Here is a 22,364-nt window from a genome sequence, read left to right as displayed (position 1 = left end):
AAAACGAGCAGATACGTGGCGAGTTTCGTAATAGTTCGTTGATTTGAATGATGTGCTATAGACTTAACAACACCGTATCTGATCTTGATTACGCACATTATCTCGGAGACTGCTGCCACCATAGTGAGTCTGGGAGTAAGCGCGGCTATCCCGCTCCTCCGCCAGTAACCAGTTGCGGAAATCGCCCACCGTCAAATGACTAACGGTGGCGAAGGCGATTTTATCATGATTAATGGTTATGTAAAGTTGCTGTGGCAGTTAGGCGCTTGTTTGAGAATTTAGGCTGTTTTCAGAGATGCGGGTAAATCAAGATGGGTTTTAGCGACCAAAGATTTAGATAGCTGTCCGATTTATCAATTCTTTTGAACTTAATTGACTTGCCTTGTCAGTTTCTCCTTTTGCTAATCCCTTCATTAATCCCCTCACAGAACCTTTTGATGAGGGGATTAGCAAGCGTAATTAATAAAAGGGCTGTCAAATAGACAACCTTTTCTTTTTCCAACGATTAGCCCAGAATTGTGGCAAGATCGGCTTGCGGGGTACTGGTCGGTTTTAGATCGAACTTCTCTACCAGTACGTTTAGTACGTTTGCTGATACAAATGCGGGCAGACTTGGTCCCAGATAGATATTCTTGATTCTAAGCGCCAGAAGGGTCAGCAAAATGCTTACGGCTTTTTGCTCGAACCAGGAGAGTACCAACGTCAACGGTAAGTCGTTTACCCCACACTCAAAAGCGGTTGCCAGCGCAAGGGCTACCTGTATCGCCGAGTATGCGTCATTGCACTGCCCCATATCTAGGATTCTGGGTAGCCCACCGATTTCCCCGATATTCAATTCATTGAACCTGAATTTACCACAAACAAGCGTCAAGATTATGCTGTCTTGCGGCGCTTTCTTAACAAAGTTGGTATAGTAGTTCCTGCCCGGCTTTGCCCCATCACATCTACCCACCAAGAAAAAATGTTTGATTCCCCCACTCTTTACCGCCTCTATCTGTGGGTATAGATATTGATACCTTTTCCTTCGGTATCCTCAAGTAGTTGCTTTAGGTCGTGCAGGTCGTGCCCGGTTACAAATCGAAAAGTGGATTACTTTGTGGTAAAAAGTATCAAAGGGAAAATTAGTAAATATCTGCTTGAGTTACAGCGGAGAAGCGGCATTTGCACTTTTATGCTGCCTCTGAAACGAGGAGAACTGGCTGATTTTTTGAATGTTTCACGTCCAACGCTATCACGAGAATTCTGCAAGTTGCGTGATGAGGGCATTATCGATTCCATAAAGATTCGGTGCGTATAAATGATATTGAAGCTTTGAAAAGAATGCTGGAATAACAAGGGTTTTCACTGAATATTGGTCGAGAAGGGACAACGGTATCACAAATGGCTCTATCCATAGCATCATTGTCCATCGTCCCAAATCGTAACCATTCACGAAGGTTGTCATGCTGACCGTAAGCGAAGTAGACCGAAATGTCAATCCTTCATATCTTTTTCCAGTGCCGCCAGATGCTCCCTTAGTAGCTGAATTTCCTGCCGCAACTTCTTTTTTTCCTCGATAGGAGCAACGCTATACCCTTTTCCGAGAGCCTCCAAAGTTTGATGGAATTTCTGCCAATCACGAGGACGGTATTTCCAGATAGTTTTCTCTGTTATGTTAGTTTGTGCTTTCTGTAACAAATGCGTATTTTTTACGCGCTTTTCCAGCATGCGCATACGCTGATCAACATAGCTGGGACTTTTATTAACAAGCTTAGCAATATCCCGGTTTGAAAGGTTATATTCTACTCCTAAAAACCTGAAATAGCGGGCTTCATCCAGTGGATCAAGATCCTGTCGTTGCAAATTCTCGATAGCTGCAACAGTACGAGCCTCTTTTTCAGTATAATCTCTGACTATTGCCGGAATGTGAGACAACCCGGCTTGCCCGGCAGCGCCAACCCGCCGATTACCCGCTACCAACAAATATTTACCGGGTTGCTCTGGTGAAGGTCTTACTATTATGGGTTGCAGAATTCCACGTTCCTTTACATCAGCCACCAGTTGTTCATCTTCGACAGGCGCAGGAATCTTACGAGGTTGATCGGGGTTTGGTAAGATTAATTCCAAACGAAGTATTTCAAGTTCTTCAGTTTCCTTCAATTCAGAGTTATCCGTGAGTTTTTGGATATCTCCAGCACGTGCCCTGAGATTGGCAAAAAAATCCGTGCCGGTAGTATTCTTCTTTGACACTTCAATGACTCTCCTGCTCTAAACGATTTATAAGCTCTTCGGCAAATGCATTATATTGCTGGCTAGCTGGGTGTTTCGGTTCCCAAACCTGAATTGGACCACGCCGCGGTATATTGGAAAGGGCTGTGAAATTTCCTATACGGGTATCAAATACCAGATCTCCTAATATTTCACGTACATTATTTTCCACTTCACGTGAAACACCGGTGCGAGGATCATACATAGTTAGCAAAACTCCGCTAATACGCAAAGTGCGGTTAATTTTCTGTACCAATTCTACAACATCTATAAAAGCTTGGAGACCCATAATAGAGAGTAACTGGCACTGAACCGGCATTACAACCCTGTCAGAGGCAGCCAGCACATTTACAGTAAGCAAACCCAATGAAGGGGGGCTATCGGTAAGAACGTAATCATAGCCAAGTCCTTCCAGTTCCTGAAATTTTTCTGCCAACACTTGTTCCCTCTGAAAAGCAGACACCAGTTCAACCTCAGCAGAAGCCAACACTATACTGGAAGGAATTAAGTCAAAATCCCATTGGGTTTTGACGATGGCATTTGATGCTTTCAATGAACCTTTTTTAAACAGATCATAAATATTAAGGTTGAAAGATCTTGGGTCAAGCAAACATGAAGAGGTTAGATTAGCTTGTGGGTCGGAATCAACCAGAAGCACCCGCTTGCCAAGTTTCGCCAATGCATAGCCAGTAGAAATGGTGCTGGTGGTTTTACCAACCCCTCCTTTCTGTAATCCAAACGCTATCTTGATCATAAAACTCCTTTTATATATGGAAACTATTTTTCTACCTATGCCCAGCATTCAGGCTATAGCCGACTAAGAATCCGTGTCATACCAACCAAATTACGTCTGCTCTTACTACTCAAAACATGTAGCGTCTAGACCTTTTTTGACCGGTAGTCCTGAGAGTACCTTGTGCTACCAATGCTTCCAGATCCCGATAGGCTGTTCTATCCGAAGCTCCCACAAGTTCCCGATACTGACCGTTGGTTATATAACCGTTTTTATGGATATATTGCAACGCCAATTCTTGTCGCTGTTTTTGAAGACCACTGGTTACAGAATCACTTTCAGCAGCCTTTTCTTTTTGGGTCAAGGGAGTTCTCATTTCCTCAGCTTGTGTATTGGCTTCCTTATAGAAAGTCACAATAAACTCTCCCTGTTCTCGAAATTCTGGTGGACGGCGTCCTAACTGTCGCATTTCATCCAGCATAAATGGGATACCACTGCCCATCCGATCCATATAACTACCCGGTAAATTCCTGAGTATTCCGGTTATAACAGGGTTTCGGAGTTTAGAACCTGCCCGACCCTCTCTCAAATCCTCAATGTTAAGACCCGGCATAAGCAATCCAGGATTGCGAAACTCAATCCGGTCAGAATAGAAAAATATGCGGACATTCTCACCTTTGAGGCTGTAATCCCGGTGTACCAATGCATTTACTGTTGCCTCTCGCAGAACTTCTAGAGGATATTCCGGCTCATCTATACGACTAAAACCTTTCACGCGAGCCGGTACAGCAATATTACGTTCAAACCAAGTACCAACCTGGTCAATCAGATCGCTGATAGGACCCTGAAAAACACGTCGATCAGAAAAGCGTTTGAGACCAGAATTATCTCTAAAAAGAGCGCACACTACCTCTGATTGTAACAGGAATTCCTGCGGGTTATCAGCAAAGAGCAACAGCCCAGCGTTAGTGGGGCGTAGCACTTCTTTTCCCTTCGCATCACTAGTTACCGTAAGACATTCAAGATTAACCAAGATATCTTCCATCGAAGAAGGGCGAAAGACTCCCCTGTTCCTGCTAGGACGGTGGTTCAGATATAGATCGATAATATCTCTATTCAGGTGAGAAAGAGTTGCTCGGTGCACAGGTTGAGTTTCCCAGTCAAGAACTCCTCTATGGTAAAGATAGCGCTGAATCTCTGATACTACCATAGGGGTGGTATGAGTGCCTTTTCTAATCCAACAAACACCTCCAGATTGATACAACGTGCCATCATTAGGCGGTATATGGGCTACCACTAATTGTCGATCATTTATGAGTACAGTCTGGGGTAGCGGTGGATTCAGATGTACTTGAGGGTGGCATAGACGGGCAGCGTACAGGATTTGGTCAATTGTATCGGAGACGTTCTTGACTCCGACTACCCCCCAGTTCTTATCCTGTACTCCTATAATCAGATAACCTCCTGAAATCGAATTGGCAAAGCCGCAAATACGTTCAGCCATTTCATTCGCACGAGGAGGAGCTATCTTAAACTCAACCCTGTCACTTTCGCCTTCCTTCAGAATAGATTCTATATCCAACATATTTGAAGTCCGTCTTTCCACCATTATCCGCCACGATATCCGCCATAATGGCGGAATAATCCTATATTTGACTTATTTTACTCTATAATTACCCTTTGTGCATAATGAAATGTGATGTCTTTTTATAATTTAAATCTTCCTTTAAGAAGCCAAAATAGCGATTTTTTATCCAAAATCAGCTTTTTCAGACTGATTCTAATAAACATAAAAAGCTTTCTTCAACTATACCCCCTAAATGTCGGCATTACACAGAGATATAGTATTTGGTGTTGTATTATATCCAGAACCTGTTAGTAACAAATTTTCCAGAGCTTTACCGAGAACTTGACCCTGCGCGCTATTTAAATCTTCCCGACCCACAAAGACTGGTAGGTATCTTCCAGTTTCGGAACAATATCTTAACCTTCCACTATCCAAAATGGAAAGCGGGAATTCGCCACTAAGGGCAAGAGTGCGGCGAAGATTCTGCCAGAGGATTTGCGCTTCCTCTTCGTTCGTATTAGGGATAGTTTCCTCACCTGAAGTTGTTCCAGTCAGGTAAGCATATTTTCCAGTCAGATATTTAGAGAAATCGAGAGGAGTTTGTGACGCTGAAGGTGGACTTTTGCGCTGTTTCGGGCGTGTACTGACCGGCTTGTTGACCGGTTCCGCATTTCTCAAAATCATGAAGCGGATAAACCCAATCGGATTGTGGATATATTTTTCTTGGCTGGTTTCTATTAACAATTTGACATAACTTATGTCGCGATTGTTCTGACGAATTACCCGGGCTAGTTCCTGTGCCATTACAAGACTGATGCCAGCAGAAATCAGAAGAGTTGATATTTGTTTGTCATTTTGAGTATTTTCAGCTAGTGTGACTTTAGAAGCTATCCCTGTATCGGTATCTGGAATTGTTTCAGATACTGAGTTTTTTTCACACACATGATTTAAATCATGTTCATGTAAATTGTCGGAACTATTCTTCCTCTCTCTCCGGAAGTTCTCTTCCACTTCTCTACCTGCTTTCCAAAGAGGTATATACAAATTGGAAGTTCCTGCGCGATGAATTATTTCTACCAGATTAGCTTCCAGGAGCTCGACTAAAAGGGTTCTCACTCGTCGCTCAGTAAGCTTCATATCGATAGCAAGCCGGGATTGGGAAGGGTAGGCACAGTTATCCACTCCAGAGTAGGAGAGGAGTATCATATACAGTTTCAGAGCAGCTGGGCTGATTTCGGATTCCCTAATCAGTTCGAGTGGTATCTGTACAAACTGTCCTGTTCTTTTTGGAACAGTCAAATTCGGGCTATAATTGTATGCAAGCGTATTTTTGGGCATAAAAAATCCTCCTTAGCTCTTGACATGGAGAATCTCTTATGCTATCCTTTAAATGTAAAAGGAAAATAAAAGTCCTCCCTGTGAGGGCTATGCATTTGTTTGAAGATCCCCACGGCTTTGGACGGCGAGAGGGGATTTTCTTGTTTTATATGATTGTTTTGTTTCGGTATCTAGCCGCTACTGATTCTCTCTTTTTTCACATCTTGTTATTGTTTAGCTTCTTTTCTTAAAGAAGTTGTGTTATTTTGATGAATATTCAGTCTTTGAATACGGTCAAAGACATGTGCAAAAGTACAAGAACACAAATACAAGATAGTTGTTGCGAACAACTGTACTCTGCATGAGTCTAATTGTAAGGTGAATCTTGAGTTTGTCAAGACATGCGAGAAAATTCCTACATATCCCAAAAGTACAACATATCCCCTTCAGGTTAACTTTTTCGCTTTAGCCCCTTACATCAAACTGATACTTCCCTCCTGACGAAAAACCCTCCTACTGTGGCGGATAAAAGCCAGCATGGCGGATTTCTCTCTAAATAATCCGCTACGTTCCAGATTGGAGATAGAACGGCTTCGACTGAAATATCATAAAACAGCGTGAAAAATTCAAGAGTCTGGAAAAAAGAAAACTGGCGCAACTAAATAACTACGGAAGTAGCTCTGTTACCTTGAATAACAAGGACACCAATTTATTTTGGTTCATCCGAATCTGTTACTCAAATGCGCCGAAAGCAGCGTATATCCAATTTGGTAAGTAGCAGAAACTAGCAAAGTCGCAATTACCACCAACCAGCCATACTCAATAAATCCTCAATTAAAGGTTCCAAATTGGTTTAACAAGTGTAATTTTTTCTATTCTTTGATTTTTATTTATCTTAATTTCAACTTTAATGTGGTATTAATTCTTTTTAGTAAAACCTGATTATAACAGTATGTTATTCTTCCGATTTCCAGTTTCCAGCGAATCCTTTGACGTTTAGATAAACCAAAGGGCAAGCAGTGTTGGCACAACTTGCCCAGACGAGTAATGTTCTAATTGAGAAAGGACACTACTCGTATGAACCTTAACACACTTAAAGAATTTCGGCACGAAATCTATGACTGCTTTGAATACGCCAGTGACGCATTGTTTAATCTGGCGGATGCCCTTATGACAGAAAGCCAGGCTCAATCGGTACTGGAACTGACCCTTTCGCCCAATTTTGAGCGAAAATGGCCCAGTTTGTATGAGGCTTTGCAAATGGGTCAAGTTAACCAAACTCGCTTCGAGCAAACCATGGTGCGCTACGCCCCTCATCCCTTCGATGGTGAAAGATTGGTACTGGCAGTGGATGCTACCAATATCGAGCGACCCTTTAGCACTACATCTGCAGATCGTGGCTGGCTTTACAAACACAATCTGCCCAATTGTGATAAGCCCGTGACCGTGGGTTGGCAATTCTCGACCGTGGTGGTGGTGCCGGCTCAAACCAGTAGCCATACATACATTGTCTCCAACCGCAGGATCAAAACCAGTCAAACACCAGCAGAGGTAGCCAGCCAGCAACTGAGCGAATTGCGCCCATATTTTGCTGAAAGACCGCTCAATCTGGGAGACCGGTACTACCCCACCAAAGCATTTATTCAAAATAGCAGTAAGGACTATGACTTGCTGCTGCGGCTCAAGTCTAACCGAGTATTCTATCGAAAAGTGGTGAGAGATGAGCAGAAACGAGGTCGCGGCGCTCCCGCTAAACACGGTGCTCGTTTCCAATGTAATGATCCCAATACGCACGGTTTGCCGCAGCGAGTGTGGGTTGGGACGGACGAAAATGGACACAAACTGGTAGTAAGCGCATGGACTGAGCTGCATTTGAGGGAAGCACCTGAACTGGCACTGAGCATAATCCGAATACAGCGTGAGGCAGCCAGTGGTAAAACCCATGACCCTCTGGAAAGTTGGTATGTGTGGTCGGGTCAAACTGAGCTTGACCTGACGCAAGTCTGGTCGTATTACAAGAGGCGTTACTCGATAGAACACGGCTATCGTTTTGACAAACAAGATTTGTTGTGGGAAAAACCACGCTTGCGCTATCCGAGCCAGTTTGAGTTGTGGACGGCGATAGTCAGTTTGGTACACGACGAATTGCAAATCGCTCAAGGCTTGGGCTTGGAAGTGTTGCGACCTTGGGAAAATAGTCAACGACAGCCAAGCCCTCAGCAAATTCGACGAGGCTTGTCCGGAATAATTGTGCAGTTGGGCAGTCCGGCCAAAGCCAGCAAAGTGCGAGGAAATGGGAAGGGTCGAGCGGTTGGCACCAAAGTAAGACCGGCTACCCGCTATAAGGTGGTCAAAAAGGGGTTTTCTACCTCTAATTTGACGAATATTCGCTGTTAAATTTGCTGGTAACTGGCTACAAACTGTCATTCTTTTGTAAGTTCCGATACGGGTTTCTATTTCCTATAGCCCCGTTTATCTAAACGTCAAGAATCCTATTAACAATATGTTTAAAGATATTGACTGATCTTAATTATCGTTAAGTCACGCCTCTTTCCAAATATTTAGCTCAAGTTGCCAATATCTTAAAGCTGTATCCTTGAACAAGGGGGTTTAAAAATGCGGCTGAAAAATATCGGGTTCTTGATAACCCTTTCCCTTTTACTTCAATTAGCTACCCACAACTTGGCTAATGCCGCTCCGGATTTTGGGAACTCAAAGTTCAAACAATTCTGGGAATATAGTGACAAATTGGTAGATGAGGTTCCTGATGCGGGCCGCGGTTATACGTGGGGACCAAACAATTTTAGTATTCGCCAGGAGATTTACCTAGAAATCGCAGGAGGCAAACGACAGGTACAATATTTTGACAAGAGCCGGATGGAATTGTCGGCCGATGGCACCTATGTAACCAATGGTCTTCTGACCAAAGAGCTAGTTACCGGGCTTCGGCAGGATGGTAACACCCTATTTGTCCAATTGAGTCCAAGCCAAACACAGGTTGCAGGCGATGATAATGGCGATGGCAGTAATGGCAGCGCACCAGTTTATGCCAGTTTTAAAGAGATTGTAACCACCCGTCCGGGGCAAAATACTGCTCTCAACCTAATCGGTCAAGTAGCTAATCTGTCGATAAATAAAGCCGGACAGGTTACCACTTTGTCCAATCCTCCCGCACAACTCAGTATAGGTCAGTACGATACCATTCTGGGTCATAATATCCCCCAAGTTTTTTTGGATTACCAAAACATTCAAGGTTTAACTTGGAATGGTTCCAACTTTGTTAAAGACAAAGTGTATACAGATAACCCCGTGGCAAATGTTTTTGGCTACCCTATCTCCGAAGCCTACTGGACTAAAGCAATAGTAGCTGGGCAGGAAAAAGATGTATTAGTCCAGATGTTCGAACGCCGTGTACTAACTTATACTCCTTCGAATCCTGACCCTTTCAAAGTTGAGATGGGCAATATTGGACAGCATTATTTCAAGTGGCGCTATAGTTTGAGTTCAGAGAATTTGACTTCCACTGCTTGGAACGCTTTCAAAATTAATAATTACCGGGATGCCTATCAAATAGCTTTGGAATGTGTCAACAGGTTTGAGGAAGAGGCGCTTCGATTACAAGATGGCTATGTAAAAAGTGGCAAATCGCTTCCCCCCACCGGCGTTGTAGATGAAGCCACCAAGAAGTCTATCTTTGAGCAAGGACCTGTAAACGATGTAGGTACAGCTTACTTCATTATGGGTCAATCGGCGGAAAAGCTGAACGATTCTGAAAAAGCCGCAGCTGCATACAAAGGTGCGCAAAAGTTCACTTATGCACGCACATATGATACTAGAGGTTGGTTCTGGTCACCTGCAATCGCCGCTACATATGGCACTAGCACATCCGAACAATTGACGGTGGCAGCTTGGAAAGCGCTAGCGGATAAAAACTATTATGAAGCTTATCAAAAAGCGCAGGTATGTGTAATCAAGTTTGAGAGTGAAGCTATTCGAATACAGGAGGGCTATAGCAATAGTGGGAAACCGCTTCCACCGGTGGGAGCAGTGGATGAAACTACCAAGAAAGCCATTTTTGCACAAGGCGTTTTAAATGATGTGGGCGCTTCCTATTTCATTATGGGTCAAGCTTCCGAGAGTTTGGGCGATAAAACCAAAGCTATAGAAGCCTACAAAGGAGCTCAGAAATTCCCCTATGCACGGGTATGGGATACGCAGGGTTGGTTCTGGTCTCCCTCACAGGCAGCTACCGAGCGGCTTTCCAAAATTGCCTAGAGAGAGTTGCTGGTAATTCCAACCAGCTTTAGCAGTAAGGAGATGACCTTTGAAAAGTCTATCAATATAAATTTTCTTTATCAGGTAAGCTACCCATAAATTAACTGACTAAAACCTTTTTAACTCAGTAAGAAAGAACCAAATATGCCAAATGAATCTAACTCGCAGCCCGATTCTACGGAAAATGGATCTAAACAGCAACCCCCCAGAAGCTTTTTTGAGTGGCTTTCCAAATTAGGCCCGTTAATGACCTTTTCTTTACTGTTATTAATTGTGGTTGCAATGTTAGCTATAGTAATTATAACTAACACTATGGGTGGGTCTTTTAAACTATGGCTTGTGGAGATCAATGGACCAAAAGTCACCTCTGCACCAAATACCTCTTTATCTATTCCAACCACTACTTCCTTAAAATCGAACTGCGATTACGAGGGCAGCAATGACGTTGAGACAATCTCAAAGGTTATTAATGCCGAGAGTGAAGCCGCAATGACCGATAATAAGGATACAGCCGAACCTATTTTGAATAAGATTTTTAAAGCCAGTTCGACTAACCCGGTAATTCTTGACGGGGGAAAATCAGATACTGATAAATGGAGCATTCCGAAAGATCGGTATATCGGGCTTTTCGAAGCCTTTCATAATATCACAACTTTTCATTATCAAATTGAACCTGCCCCTAGCACAAAATTAAAAGGTCAGATGGTAGTAGGAGATATAGCACAGTTTACTAGTGGCAGCATTTTTTGTTACACCACTGCAAGTAACCCAAATGAAACCTGTGAGAATAATCACTCCAGAAAAAATGGACAAATCGGCTCAACTGGCTCAGAACACTGGACCCTAGAAAGAAATGCAACAGGCTGCTGGTTTATAACCAGTTTTGTTTATAACGCCAGCAAAATACCTTTCCAATAGGCGCATTTTTTTATGATGGGATAGCTTGCTTTCAGAAAGAAATTAATAATGGGAGACCTAGTAAAAGCATGGGTGGTCCAAAAATCCTTTTGGCTGATCAGTTCGAGTATTTTAGCGCTGCTTGGTCTAACCTTTTTCCTTAACACTGACGCAGCCTCTTCTCAATTAGGTCAACTTGTGTCGGTGCTACCGGATAAGCTGACTTTTAGCGGGCATGTGATCAACCGTGCAAACGCAGGGGGAGCCTGTGCGGCTTCTTGGCTTGCTAGTATGCCAGAAGGAAGTATTATTCTAGGCGCTAATCCCAATTCCTGTAATCCGTCAGACTGGAATGGTGGTACTGCCAGTGGTGAAATTATCTTGCCAGATGTTTACGCACCCACTGTCTATGTAATGACTCTCTCCTGGCCCGATAAAGAGAGCAAAGGGCTTCACTCTCCTTATAAAAACCGAGAAGCCGATATATATTTTGATGGGCAACTCCTGTGGAGTAAACGTACCGTTGAACCGATTATAGCCAACGAGTATTATGCTGCAGCACATGAACCGATAAAAACCACCGTAGTGGTTAAGCAATCCGGCAAGCATAGCCTTCGTATTACTGTTCCGGCAAATACCGCCTGGGATTTAGCTAGTATTACTTTTACTGCATATGCTTATCCTAAATCTGTTCGGGGAATTGGTTATAGTCCCTTCCGGGATTGCCAATACCCCGGTGGAATGGAATTACCAACCTCTAAAAATATTGAAGAAGACCTGTACCGCCTTATAAATACCAGCAATGCTATTCGCACTTATGCCTCGACCGGAATCAATCAAAAAGTTCCAGCAATTGCTAACTCATTAGGTCTTCCGGTTTATGCGGGCGCTTGGATAGATCAAAAACCTAACGATGATACTGAAGTTCAAGCACTGATAAATTTAGCTAAAACCAATAAACTTGCCGGAGTTATTGTCGGGAATGAATTTTATCTAAGAAATAACGCTAAGGGTGAAAAGAAAGATGAAATAAATTATTTGCTGCAATATATTAATCAGGTCAAGCAGGCTCTAAAAGGTCTTGGTATTCCGCTTATGACCGCAGAAATCGAAAGTATCCAATTTGATTTCAAAGACATCAACGATTTTAACCCGCAAATTAATTCACTCTACCGTCCCATCTTAGATCAGGTGGATATGGTAATGGTACACATCTACCCCTTCTGGACCAGTTTGCCAATTGACGGCGCTGCCGAATTTACAGTGAAACGCTACAAAGCCATCCAGCAGTTGATTGAACACGAGTATCCCGGACAGAATAAACGAGTGGTCATCGGTGAAACGGGATGGCCTTCCAGTGGAGAACCACAAGATAAAGCGGTACCGAGTCCGGAAAATCAGCGCAGGTTTATGCTGGAATTTATGACTCTAGCGGAACAAGCCGGAGTGGATTACATGTATTTTGACACTTTCGACGAACTCTGGAAGGTAGAGGAACCGGGCAGGGTCGGTCAAAACTGGGGTTACAGCTATACAGATCGCTCTGCAAAACATCCTTTTTGGGGTATTCTGCTTCCTGCTGGCGAACTTGGTTATTCAGCTATAACTGCACCGCCACCTGTCAGTTTTCTGAACAAAAACACAAACCTAGCTATATCAAATCAGCTAGCGACTGCCAAGAACAAACCTCTTAATATTTATACTGAATGGCTGGCAGAAACTGCCACCTTCATACCTTCCGGTTATATGGGTGATATTGATAGTATCAATATGTATAGTTGTGACCGCAGCGACCCGCACAGTGGCGAAATGGCAGTTCGGGCAAGCTTTAACCCTGATGGTATGCTGGGTTGGGCTGGAGTCTACTGGCAAAATCCGGAAAATAACTGGGGCACTCTGAAAGGTGGGGTTGACCTCAGTTGGGCTAACAAGGTTACTTTCTGGGCTAAAGGAGCTATAGGAGGTGAGAAAGTTCAGTTTTTTGCCGGAGGGATTGGGAGCGATGCAGACCCTTATAATGATTCTCTACGGCAGCCTCGTACCACCGGTTTCATTGAACTTACAAATACTTGGCAGCAATATACCATTGAGTTGCAGAATGCCGATTTAAGCCGAGTGGTTGGCGGTTTTGGCTGGACTACCAATAAATGTGCCAGTCCACAGGGCGCTACTTTTTTCCTTGACGATATTAAATATGAGTATGACCCGGCTGTTTCAATGATTTTACCACCACCGAACGTTTTCTCAATTTATACCGATAGCAATGCTCGTGAAAACCACTTCTATGCGTCCGGTTGGATGGGCGATGGCGCTACACCCGGACAGCTTTCATTTAGTGAATGCTCAACTAATAATTCGTATCGAGGACTTACTTCGATTAAAGTAAGCTATACCCCCGGAAAGTTGGGCTGGAGTGGTATTTACTGGCAGGAACCGGCTGATAATTGGGGAGACACAAACGGTGGGTATGATTTGTCTAAAGCCACACGTCTGTCATTTTGGGCTAGAAGCGATACTCCGGGCGCTAAAATTACGGTGCTGGTGGGAGGAATTGGCTACCAGACCACTGACATGGGTGAAACCGATTGCAGTAAACCGATAAAACCACACCCAGATTCACTTTGCCCACCAATAAAGCAGGAAGTGTCATTATCCTCCAATTGGCAAAAATATACTGTCGATGTTGAGTTTTCCAATCGAGATATGTATAAGCTCATCGGCGGTTTTGGCTGGACTGCGAATCAACCCATAACTTTTTATCTGGATGATATTATTTATGAGTTAAAAACTTCAAACCAGCTGATACTGCCGGAAAATGTAAATTGTTTTAGTGAAACAGCCTATTGTACGAGTGGTGGCATCCGCAGTTACTGGGAGCAAAATGGGGGGTTGCCCGTGTTCGGTTTCCCGGTAACTACCACCCATTTTGAAACTAATTCAGATACCAAGCTGAGCTATGTAACCCAATGGTTTGAACGCAATAGATTTGAATATCACCCTGAAAACCAATCCCCCTACGATATATTGCTGGGTCGTTTGGGGGATGAACAGTTAAAAATAAAAAGGATTGACTGGCAGAAAGAGCCCAAAGATAGTGGACCTCAAAATAATTGCATCTGGTTCGTAGAAACCCACCTAAATGTCTGTGATCAGGTAGCAGGTATGGGCTTCAAATCATATTGGCAATCACATGGGTTGGAATTTGACGGGAAACCCGGCGCAAGTTATCAAGAAAGTCTGGCACTTTTCGGATATCCGCTAACACAACCCAAGGTTGAAATAAACTCTAGTGGAGATAAAGTATTGACCCAGTGGTTTGAACGTGCCCGCTTTGAATGGCATCCTGACAAACCTGCTCAGTTCAAAGTACTGTTGGGTCTGTTGGGCAATGAGTCTACTAGGCAAGCAAAAAATTAACTGTTAAGTCAGGAAGCCTTGATAGAGAGCCATACTACAATCACAATTTAGGTAGACTTTATTCCACTACCCATGCTCTTTACAAGTGGCAAAAAACACCCTCAAAAATAGCAAAGGTCAGAAGAGTAATCATTGCCCTAACCAATCTTTGCTTCTCAGCAAGCTATTACCCAGCAATCCTAAAAGGACTTCGTAACCAGTATTTTTCAATTCCGGGTGATATTCAAAGCGTGCCCGCTCGAAATACTGAACGGTATAGAAGTTACCGTCATCCGGGTTCTTTTCGCTAAATTCTTCTGAAATTGGGTAACCGTATAGCCCTAGCCCGCCGTTTTGCTCCCAATAGCGCTTGAAACCAAAAGCCAGATAATGTCCGGTCTGCGGGAAATAGGTTATTTCCGAACTGTCTGGTGACCCAACCTTTCGCTCAAACGGCACTTCGTTTCGCTGGACAGTTAACTGTTTACCCAGCAAACCCAGCAACACTTCGTAATTTGAACCGGCAAATTCAGGGTGGTATTCAAAACGAGCACGTTCAAAATATTGCACTGTGAAAATTTTACCATCCTCCGGATTGAACTCGCGCATAGCTTCAGTACGTGGGAATCCAAATTGGGCTAACCCGCCGTTACTTACCCAATACCGCCAAAACAGTGGTGATATATTGTGACCCGTTTCGGGGTAATAATTCGGGGCTGCTCCATTGTTATCCACTCTAGCAGTCAGGGTCTGCTCCACCTGTGGTAATTCCATTTTGTATATCTGGCGGTCTTTAATAGCCAACAGCGTAGTAGGCGCATATGGGCTGATAACTGCTCCATCAAGTCCAAAATAGGGTAGATCAATCGAAGGTAATTCCTGCCAGGTACTGCCACCGTCCGGGGAATAATGGATATAAACCGTTCCCTTTACCCCGTTACTCTCGTAAGTGCTAATAACTCGCTGCATAACAAACAAATTATCCGGGGCGTTTCTGGCTTGCAGCATGTAAATGCTATTCTGATCCATGCTATTATCCGGCACAAACGCTGGCAATTTAACAGGGTTCCAACTATTTCCGCCATCGCGTGATAGGCTCATCTGCCTCGAAGAAAGCCTAACCACCGCGGTATTGGTGCGGGCAAACCAAAGTTCGTCGTAATGACCTCGTGCGCCAAGTTCCTTAAAAGTGTGCCCTCCATCAATTGAAAGCTGGTAAACAGTGCGGGTTCCGGTTGGAGTTGAGCCTGAACGTACCGCCATTATCAGCCAACTGGAAGGGGTAGCCTGTCCCGGCAGCATTTGGAGCATAGGAATATAGTTGGTGTAACCGCTGATGGAACTGCTATAGGTTTTTTCCCAAGTTATCCCGGTATCCTTCGAAGCATAAAGACTATAATTGAAAGGTTCAGGATAAGCCACATCCTGAGCCGGGTCGCCGTTTTCCTTGACCATAATATATACAACTTTGCCATCCTGAACGGTAGTTGCCACCGATTTTACCCGACCGGCAAACTGAGCGCCTCTTTCCAGTGCATTTTTACCACCATTCGGACTGTAAAATAGCCGACGATCTTTTAAGCCATAAACCTGCTGAGTGCCATCACCGGGAATTGCGGAAGGCACGAAGGTGAGAGGAAATTCATCATTAAGCGAATTGATACTCCAGGCGGTTTGTTGCTGGTTATCGATGTTGAATTGCAAACCGCTATCTTCGTTGCACAGGGTAAGATTGCGTTCGCTGAAGCGGATTAATTTCCCGGTGCGGTAGTTGAGGGAAGAGGTGCCGGTGGGGTTGCCACCGGTTAGCAAGACAGTGTTGGGCTGGTTGCCCTGAAAACAAAGCAGACTAGTCTGCCCCTCTGGTAAATAAACCCCAGTGGCTTGCCAATCTGGCCCGCTTACTTGCAAAATAGCAGCGGCGGACAGCGGAGTGGCTAGAAGCGGGAATATAGCTATAATTATCATCAGCGCAATTACTTTTTGATACTTTTTAACACCCATTGTCAGGTCTCCTTTACCTTTGGGGCAGAACTGGAGCGACCTAGAACAAGAAATTTAGGTTGGGTAGAACAAAAAGTGAAACAATTGCTGGAACTGTGACTGCCAAAAACACCTATATACCCTCATTGTACCGCAATTTGAATATAAGCTTTAGTTGACATAAATCTGCATTCTCTTTCAGAAAACCATGCATAAGAATGATTCTACTCGGCACAACTTGTCGTTAGGAGCAACGACAACAACGCCTAAGTTTAAAGTGCAGCATGCCACGCTCTTTCGGGTTAGATTACTATAAGCATTGACTAATCTTGTAGGAATACTTTCAGCATTATTGAGGTGCGGGATAAATTTCTGGAGGTGGTTGTTATCAACTCGGTGTTGACTGTTTCCCTGCTATACTTCATCCTCTTCGAAGGTAATACCCTCGTACAGACTGGCAAGACTTATCTCAATTTCTTTGGCAAAAACCAGCTTTAGCTTGTCTTCTAATAACTCTAATGGGGTTAACTCCATCCAGGCGTTCCCCGCTACCCGCTGCCTACATTCCACCCTGACCTCTTCAGAATCTATTATTACATAGTAATTTAGACCCGGAATCTTCTTATACTCCTCTGCCTTGGTGTTCCGGTCATAAATGCGGGTGGAAGGACTCAGAATTTCAAACAACGCCACAGGATTGGCGATGGTAAAACGGTCACCTTTGTAATACTCTGGCTGTCCACAGATTATCCCCGCGTCAGGGTAGGTAACAAACTCATCACCTTCGCTACGCTTGCGTCCTTTAGAGCGTGGATTTCCGGGGATGGCTATTTTCAAGTCACTGTTAAAGACCTGGCAGCCACTTCCTCTGAGTTGAGTGTGAAGCACAGAGACAAGATTGACCGCGATCAAACTATGCTCCAAATGAAATGACCCAGTTTGTCAAGACAAAAATAAAAGCTTGGTTAAGGAGTGATACAGTCCTTTCTATAGAACTAATAATGTTAAATAGCTAGTAACTCTTTTTAGCTCTTTAACATAATTACTGGTGTCACGGTATTGAAATAAACCTGAGCCGGTGTCTGATATTTCAAAGCCTGATGAGGTCGAGTATTATTGTAGAAATCGAAATACTCACCAATCCCTAGCTTTGCTTCTTTGGGGTTCTCAAATTGTGCTAAATAAACACACTCATATTTTAAGGAACGCCAGAGCCTTTCGGTGAAAACATTATCTAGTGCTCGCCCACGTCCATCCATACTTAACTTTACACCTGCGCCCAATATCAAAGCAGTGTATTTAGGACTGGTAAAATGACTACCTTGGTCACTGTTAAAGATCTCCGGTTTTATCTTCGCCAACGCTCGCTCGGTAGTTCTAAGCACAAAATCGATTTCCAAAGTATCAGATAATTCCCAACTTACCACATATCTGCTGTACCAGTCGATGACAGCCACCAGATAAAGCCAACCGTGTTTGAGCTTGATATATGTGATGTCGGTACCGAATACCTGAGCGGGTCTGGTTATAGCCAGGTTCCTTAAGAGATAGGGATATACCCGCTGCTTTTGATCTCGTTTCGAAAGATTAGGACCAGGATAGATTGCTTCTAGCCCCATCTCCCGCATATAGTTTTGCACCGTTTTGCGGTTGAGGTGCTTGCCTTCCCGCAGTAATTGTTGATGAATTCGCCGATATCCATAAAAAGGGTAAACGGTGTAAATCTCATCAATTCGGTGTTTGAGCTCAATTTCTCGTTCGGTTGGTGCTACTGAGCGGTAGTACAAACTGGAACGGCTAATTCCTAGCAACTCACTTTGTTTTGAGAGTGAAAGTTCAGCTTTTTGGGTTTCGATTAGGCTTAATCTGACCGACCTGGGCAAAGCCTGCTTCACTTTTTTTCCTAACCACCTGAGCGGTGTAGTCAGGCGACCTATTTCGGCGTAAAGTTGTTCTTTTTCTTGTTCGTACTGTGCGGTCAGCAGCGCGATTTGCTTCTGAGTACGCTCATCAAAGGATTGTGGCAGACCTTTTAGAGCCAGTTGTTTCCATTTAGTGAGCATATTCGGATGAATACCATATTCAGAAGCTATCTGGGTAACGGTTTTATTACCTTCCAGCACTTCTTGCACTCTTTGAGACTTAAATGTGGGTGAATACTTTTTTCTAGGTGTTGTCATGTTTTTAAGTATACACCTTACCAAACCCTTTTTAGTTGTTCAGTTCTTCTGGTTCATTATAATGCTCGCCCAGTTTTGCATCGGGGCCGTCCAGTCCGCCGTGATGTTGCGGTAAGCCAGGTAAAGCAGCTTTTTGGCTGCTTCTTTAGTTAGAAAAGCTCCCTTCGTCTTGATCACCTTGCGCAACTGGCGGTGGTACCCCTCGACGCTGTTCGTTGTGTAGATTAAGCGCCGGATTTCAGGCGTATAGTCGAAATAAGTCGACAATTCGCTCCAACCGCTGACCCAACTGCGCACTGCCACCGCATACTTCTTGTCCCATTTCTCGCTGAGAGCCAAAAGATTAGCCTCAGCTTCTTCTCGGGTGGCTGCTTTGTAGACAAGTTTGAGGTCGGCCATAAACGGTTTTTGGTCCTTGCTGACCACATACCGCAAGCTGGCCCGGATCTGGTGAATGATGCAGCGCTGAACCTCGGTGTAGGGAAAGACAGCAGCAATCGCCTCGCTAAATCCGTCCACGCAGGCAATGAAAATCTCTCTTACTCCTCGGACCTTGACTTCTCCTAACACACTCAGCCAGAATTTGGCTCCTTCGCCGGTGCCTTCCCCAATCCAGTGACCTAAAATGTCGCGCCGTCCTTCCAGGTCTACTCCCAGGGCATTGTACACAGCCACATTTTCGACCTTACCTTCTCGCCGCAGCTTGATGAAAATGGCATCCAGGTAGATGATGGTATGGTAGCTGCCAAAGGCCGGTTCTGCCATTCTTCCACCAGAGGTCACACCTTGTCGGTGATGGTGCTAATGGTCGCTGCACTGACATCCATGCCCTACATCTCGACCAGGCTCTCCTGGATGTCACGAGTGGAAAGACCCCTGGCATAGCAGCCCAAAATCTTCTCTTCGAGCTCGTTGGTATTGTGAGCGTACTTTTTAAGAAGCTTCGGTTCGATCTCCCCGTTACGGTCTCTGGGCACGGCTATTTCGGTTTCACCGGCGCTGGAGCGGTTGATTTTGCCGTTGCGCGAGTTGCCACTGTTTCGACCTGCCGCTTCGTATTTGTCGTAGCCGAGGTGGTCGGTGAGTTCAGCTTCCAACAATTTTTCGAGGGTATGGCCGAAAACCCGGCAAAGGATGCCTTCTTTGCCGAAGAAATCGTCCATACTTTTGGCACTGCCCAACTGTTGTTGGATTAACTCCATGGGTGGTAAGGATGCCTGAATAATCTCCTGTACACACACTAATGTACACCTTCTAGCCGGTAAGCCCCTTGACCAAGTTTTAGCCCAAATCGCTTCATGACTTTGTGAATATTTTATGCATTTCTTGAGTTTATTCTTTACTGTGCCTCTGAATTCATACAAATTTTTGGGTGTTTGCCGCAGGCTATCAAAGCTGGTAAAATCAAGGTTACTTTGCTCAAGAAACCGGGTTGTTCTACAAGCGTTATTATCTAATGTAAGCAATCTGTCGGTAATTGTATAAGGAGTACCTGTTTTTGTTAAACCGCTTCAGTAAGGCAACCAATCCCTCCATTCTCAAAGCAATGGCTGAGCCGGATACTAATATTCCATCAAGTTACCCGCCGCGTTATAACCCGCGCCCCGGCAATATATTCAATAAAGCTCAACGTACTATAATCAATCGGTACTCTTTAATCCTACTTTTCCTTTCAATATTTGCCTTTAGTATTGCATACCAAGTACGCCCCACTATTTTTGTCAACTTGGGAGGAGGTTATGATCTCCCCTATCTTGATAATTTTGCCGGAGAAGTTCGCCCTAATAAAATCACAAATCAGACTGAGGATACCACCGATACTCCACGTGGGGAGATTCCGGTTACAACAAATGACCCCGGAATTGTTTTCAGTGCCGCAGGTAAACCACTTCCTGAACCTATCAAAGATGATTATCGCTGGACAAAGCCTCGCAGCATAGTATTACTGCCGGGCGTAGGGGCGTATCCCGGCAACCTTACATTATATGCGGCTGCTTCACCACTTTACCCGCACGGACAGAAGGTAGCGGTGTTACTCAACGGGCAGGATTTTACCACCTTTGAGGTAAAGCCCGGCGTACCACAACGATTCGAGTATAAATACGAAGCAACCCGGTTTCAAGGCGGTAATATGGCAGTCGAATTGCGTGTTACCCCCATCGGGACAACCGACCCAAACATTTACTCCGATTCTAAAAGCTATTACCGGGATGGTATGAAGCTTTACGGCTTATGGCTAGAGCCGGAGGGGGGCAACATCGCCTTGCCCGACCCTAAAACCACTGTGCTTTTGACCGTTGCAAGTATGTTCTTTTTCTGGTTGCTGGCATATAGCGGTGTAAAACACTCCATTGCGTTTGGAATTTCAACAGTTTTCGTGTTGACATTAGCAATTGTCCTTGCGATATGGCGGCTGGAATTGGCGATTTTCACAACCCGCCTGACGTTGGTGTTGGTAGCTACCGGGTTGGCGTTGCTGGTCTTTGATTTGTTATTACCACGCCTTTTTCAACGCTGGAATTTGCCTTTACCCGGCTATGTCTGGACAACATTGCTGATAATTTTTGTGGCTGGCATGGTGCTACGGGGAGGGGGAACACTCTACCCCCAAACTCTGATAATTGACCAACGCTGGCATCTAAACGTAATTAACCGGATTCTGGATGAGCCGGGTGGTATCGCCTACGAGTATTCCAATAAATCTGATAGTTTGGTTCCGGGGCAATGGAATTCAAGCGCTATTATCCCCTACTCGCCGTTTACCCATTTTTATCTTGCGCCTTTCGCGGCATTACCAATCGAGCGAGAAGTTACCGTTAACCTAATAAGCATTTTCCTCGACTCATCGCGTGTATTCATTATATATGCGCTTGGCGTGGCATTGGGCGCTACCATCAACGGTGCGCTGGCGGGAGCAGCCTTATACCTGATATTACCTAGTACCTACCTACTGAATAGCTGGGGGAACTGGCCTACCACTATCAGTTTATGGCTGGCAGTGCTTTATTTGACAGTTGCGTTGGTAAATTATGAAAGGTTGAAGCGTCCAAGAATATGGATTGGGCTAACGCTTTTACTGATAATTACCAACCTAGCCTACAGCGTTACGATGATATTTATGGGTATGGTGCTTTATGGTTGGGCGACGGGCTTATTCTTCTTTTCCGGGCGCAAAGATAAGCAAGCTCGCGAAAACGGCAAGCTGCTTTTTCTATCTGCGACGGTTGCCGCCATTGGGGCAGTTGCCATCTATTATTGGCAATTTATAGGCGATATTATTCCCACTTTGAACAGCTTTGGACAGGATTTTAATCAAGGCAAAGGGCTAGGCTTGGGCGAGCGGAGCTTTTTTGAATATCTATCGGTTTATCTAGGCAATCTCTCTACCACCTACGGGGTAATCGCTGTGCTAGTTTTGGGGTTAATAGGGGCAATTTCCCTATCAAAAATGGGGAAGGGTATGACCTCAAAGGCAGCGCGATACTGGTTTGTGTGGGTGATGGTAGCAAACTATCTGTTGTGGAGCATTGCTCAGTGGAAAATTGATATGGTGGACAAGCAAGTCTGGTTTATTGCACCTTTAGCTTTAGCTTTATCCGGGCAAGTTATTGTCAGTATTTGGTCGAATCTTGAAACAATTGTCAGAATTGGCAACCAAACAGTTTGGAAGTTGGTAGGCAAAATAACGGTTAGTGCTTTAATAATATGGATGAGTTATTCCGCATTTTCTTTGTGGATATACCGGATTTTCTTTGCAAGACATTAATCA

At 44.4% G+C, this 22,364-nt stretch carries 13 protein-coding genes and 3 pseudogenes; 6 read left to right on the top strand and 10 right to left on the bottom strand.

Going from position 1 to position 22,364, the window contains the following annotated elements; all coding sequences use genetic code 11:
• Positions 1-143 precede the first annotated feature (143 nt).
• Positions 144-231 (bottom strand): annotated as a pseudogene (locus tag OZ401_RS26025) (hypothetical protein); the annotation flags it as partial.
• Positions 232-505: 274 nt separating this feature from the next.
• A pseudogene (locus OZ401_RS23805) lies at positions 506-1,000 on the bottom strand (hydroxylamine reductase); the annotation flags it as partial.
• A gap of 171 nt (positions 1,001-1,171) precedes the next feature.
• Between OZ401_RS23805 and OZ401_RS25975 the strand changes: the two are divergent.
• Positions 1,172-1,297, top strand: a complete 126-nt coding sequence (locus OZ401_RS25975) for a helix-turn-helix domain-containing protein (protein WP_425607648.1) — start codon at positions 1,172-1,174, stop codon at positions 1,295-1,297.
• A gap of 176 nt (positions 1,298-1,473) precedes the next feature.
• Here OZ401_RS25975 and OZ401_RS23800 read toward each other — a convergent pair whose 3' ends face one another.
• The 4 genes from OZ401_RS23800 to OZ401_RS23785 form a co-directional block, all read right to left on the bottom strand.
• Positions 1,474-2,229 (bottom strand): ParB/RepB/Spo0J family partition protein, encoded by a 756-nt coding sequence (locus tag OZ401_RS23800; protein ID WP_341472103.1) that lies wholly within the window; start codon positions 2,227-2,229, stop codon positions 1,474-1,476.
• 1 nt (position 2,230) lies between these two features.
• Positions 2,231-3,001 carry a ParA family protein gene (locus OZ401_RS23795; protein WP_341472102.1) on the bottom strand — a complete coding sequence of 257 codons (771 nt, stop codon included), beginning with the start codon at positions 2,999-3,001 and terminating at the stop codon, positions 2,231-2,233.
• Between the two features lie 109 nt (positions 3,002-3,110).
• Entirely contained in the window at positions 3,111-4,565 is a 1,455-nt protein-coding gene (locus OZ401_RS23790; RefSeq protein ID WP_341472101.1) for an ATP-binding protein, read from the bottom strand.
• Positions 4,566-4,796: 231 nt separating this feature from the next.
• Positions 4,797-5,885: a helix-turn-helix domain-containing protein gene (locus OZ401_RS23785; protein WP_341472100.1), complete on the bottom strand. Its 1,089-nt coding sequence runs from the start codon at positions 5,883-5,885 to the stop codon at positions 4,797-4,799.
• Positions 5,886-6,941: 1,056 nt separating this feature from the next.
• Between OZ401_RS23785 and OZ401_RS23780 the strand changes: the two genes are divergently transcribed.
• The 4 genes from OZ401_RS23780 to OZ401_RS23765 all read left to right on the top strand — a co-directional run bounded on the left by OZ401_RS23780 (position 6,942) and on the right by OZ401_RS23765 (position 14,453).
• Positions 6,942-8,261 carry a transposase gene (locus OZ401_RS23780; RefSeq protein ID WP_341467900.1) on the top strand — a complete coding sequence of 440 codons (1,320 nt, stop codon included), beginning with the start codon at positions 6,942-6,944 and terminating at the stop codon, positions 8,259-8,261.
• A 219-nt stretch (positions 8,262-8,480) separates the two neighbouring features.
• Positions 8,481-10,139: a hypothetical protein gene (locus OZ401_RS23775; protein ID WP_341472099.1), complete on the top strand. Its 1,659-nt coding sequence runs from the start codon at positions 8,481-8,483 to the stop codon at positions 10,137-10,139.
• Positions 10,140-10,283: 144 nt separating this feature from the next.
• Entirely contained in the window at positions 10,284-11,057 is a 774-nt protein-coding gene (locus tag OZ401_RS23770) for a hypothetical protein (RefSeq protein ID WP_341472098.1), read from the top strand.
• A gap of 48 nt (positions 11,058-11,105) precedes the next feature.
• Positions 11,106-14,453, top strand: a complete 3,348-nt coding sequence (locus tag OZ401_RS23765; protein WP_341472097.1) for a glycosyl hydrolase family 17 protein — start codon at positions 11,106-11,108, stop codon at positions 14,451-14,453.
• A 129-nt stretch (positions 14,454-14,582) separates the two neighbouring features.
• Here the strand turns inward: OZ401_RS23765 and OZ401_RS23760 are convergent, their stop codons facing one another.
• From OZ401_RS23760 to OZ401_RS23745, 4 genes and pseudogenes are all read right to left on the bottom strand, one after another.
• Positions 14,583-16,436 carry a sialidase family protein gene (locus OZ401_RS23760; protein WP_341472096.1) on the bottom strand — a complete coding sequence of 618 codons (1,854 nt, stop codon included), beginning with the start codon at positions 16,434-16,436 and terminating at the stop codon, positions 14,583-14,585.
• A gap of 393 nt (positions 16,437-16,829) precedes the next feature.
• The gene (locus OZ401_RS23755; RefSeq protein WP_341472095.1) at positions 16,830-17,327 is read right to left on the bottom strand and encodes a Uma2 family endonuclease; all 498 of its coding nucleotides are present in this window, start codon (positions 17,325-17,327) and stop codon (positions 16,830-16,832) included.
• 113 nt (positions 17,328-17,440) lie between these two features.
• Positions 17,441-18,595: an IS3 family transposase gene (locus OZ401_RS23750; RefSeq protein ID WP_341467773.1), complete on the bottom strand. Its 1,155-nt coding sequence runs from the start codon at positions 18,593-18,595 to the stop codon at positions 17,441-17,443.
• 39 nt (positions 18,596-18,634) lie between these two features.
• Positions 18,635-19,797, bottom strand: a pseudogene (locus OZ401_RS23745) (IS256 family transposase).
• A gap of 296 nt (positions 19,798-20,093) precedes the next feature.
• Here OZ401_RS23745 and OZ401_RS23740 point away from each other — a divergent pair.
• Entirely contained in the window at positions 20,094-22,361 is a 2,268-nt protein-coding gene (locus OZ401_RS23740; RefSeq protein ID WP_341472094.1) for a hypothetical protein, read from the top strand.
• Positions 22,362-22,364 lie beyond the last annotated feature (3 nt).

The sequence above is a fragment of the Candidatus Chlorohelix allophototropha genome (assembly GCF_030389965.1).
Taxonomy (GTDB): Bacteria; Chloroflexota; Chloroflexia; order Chloroheliales; family Chloroheliaceae; genus Chlorohelix; species Chlorohelix allophototropha.
Note: the sequence above shows the minus strand (reverse complement) of the source record. Positions and strands in the feature narration are given on the sequence as shown.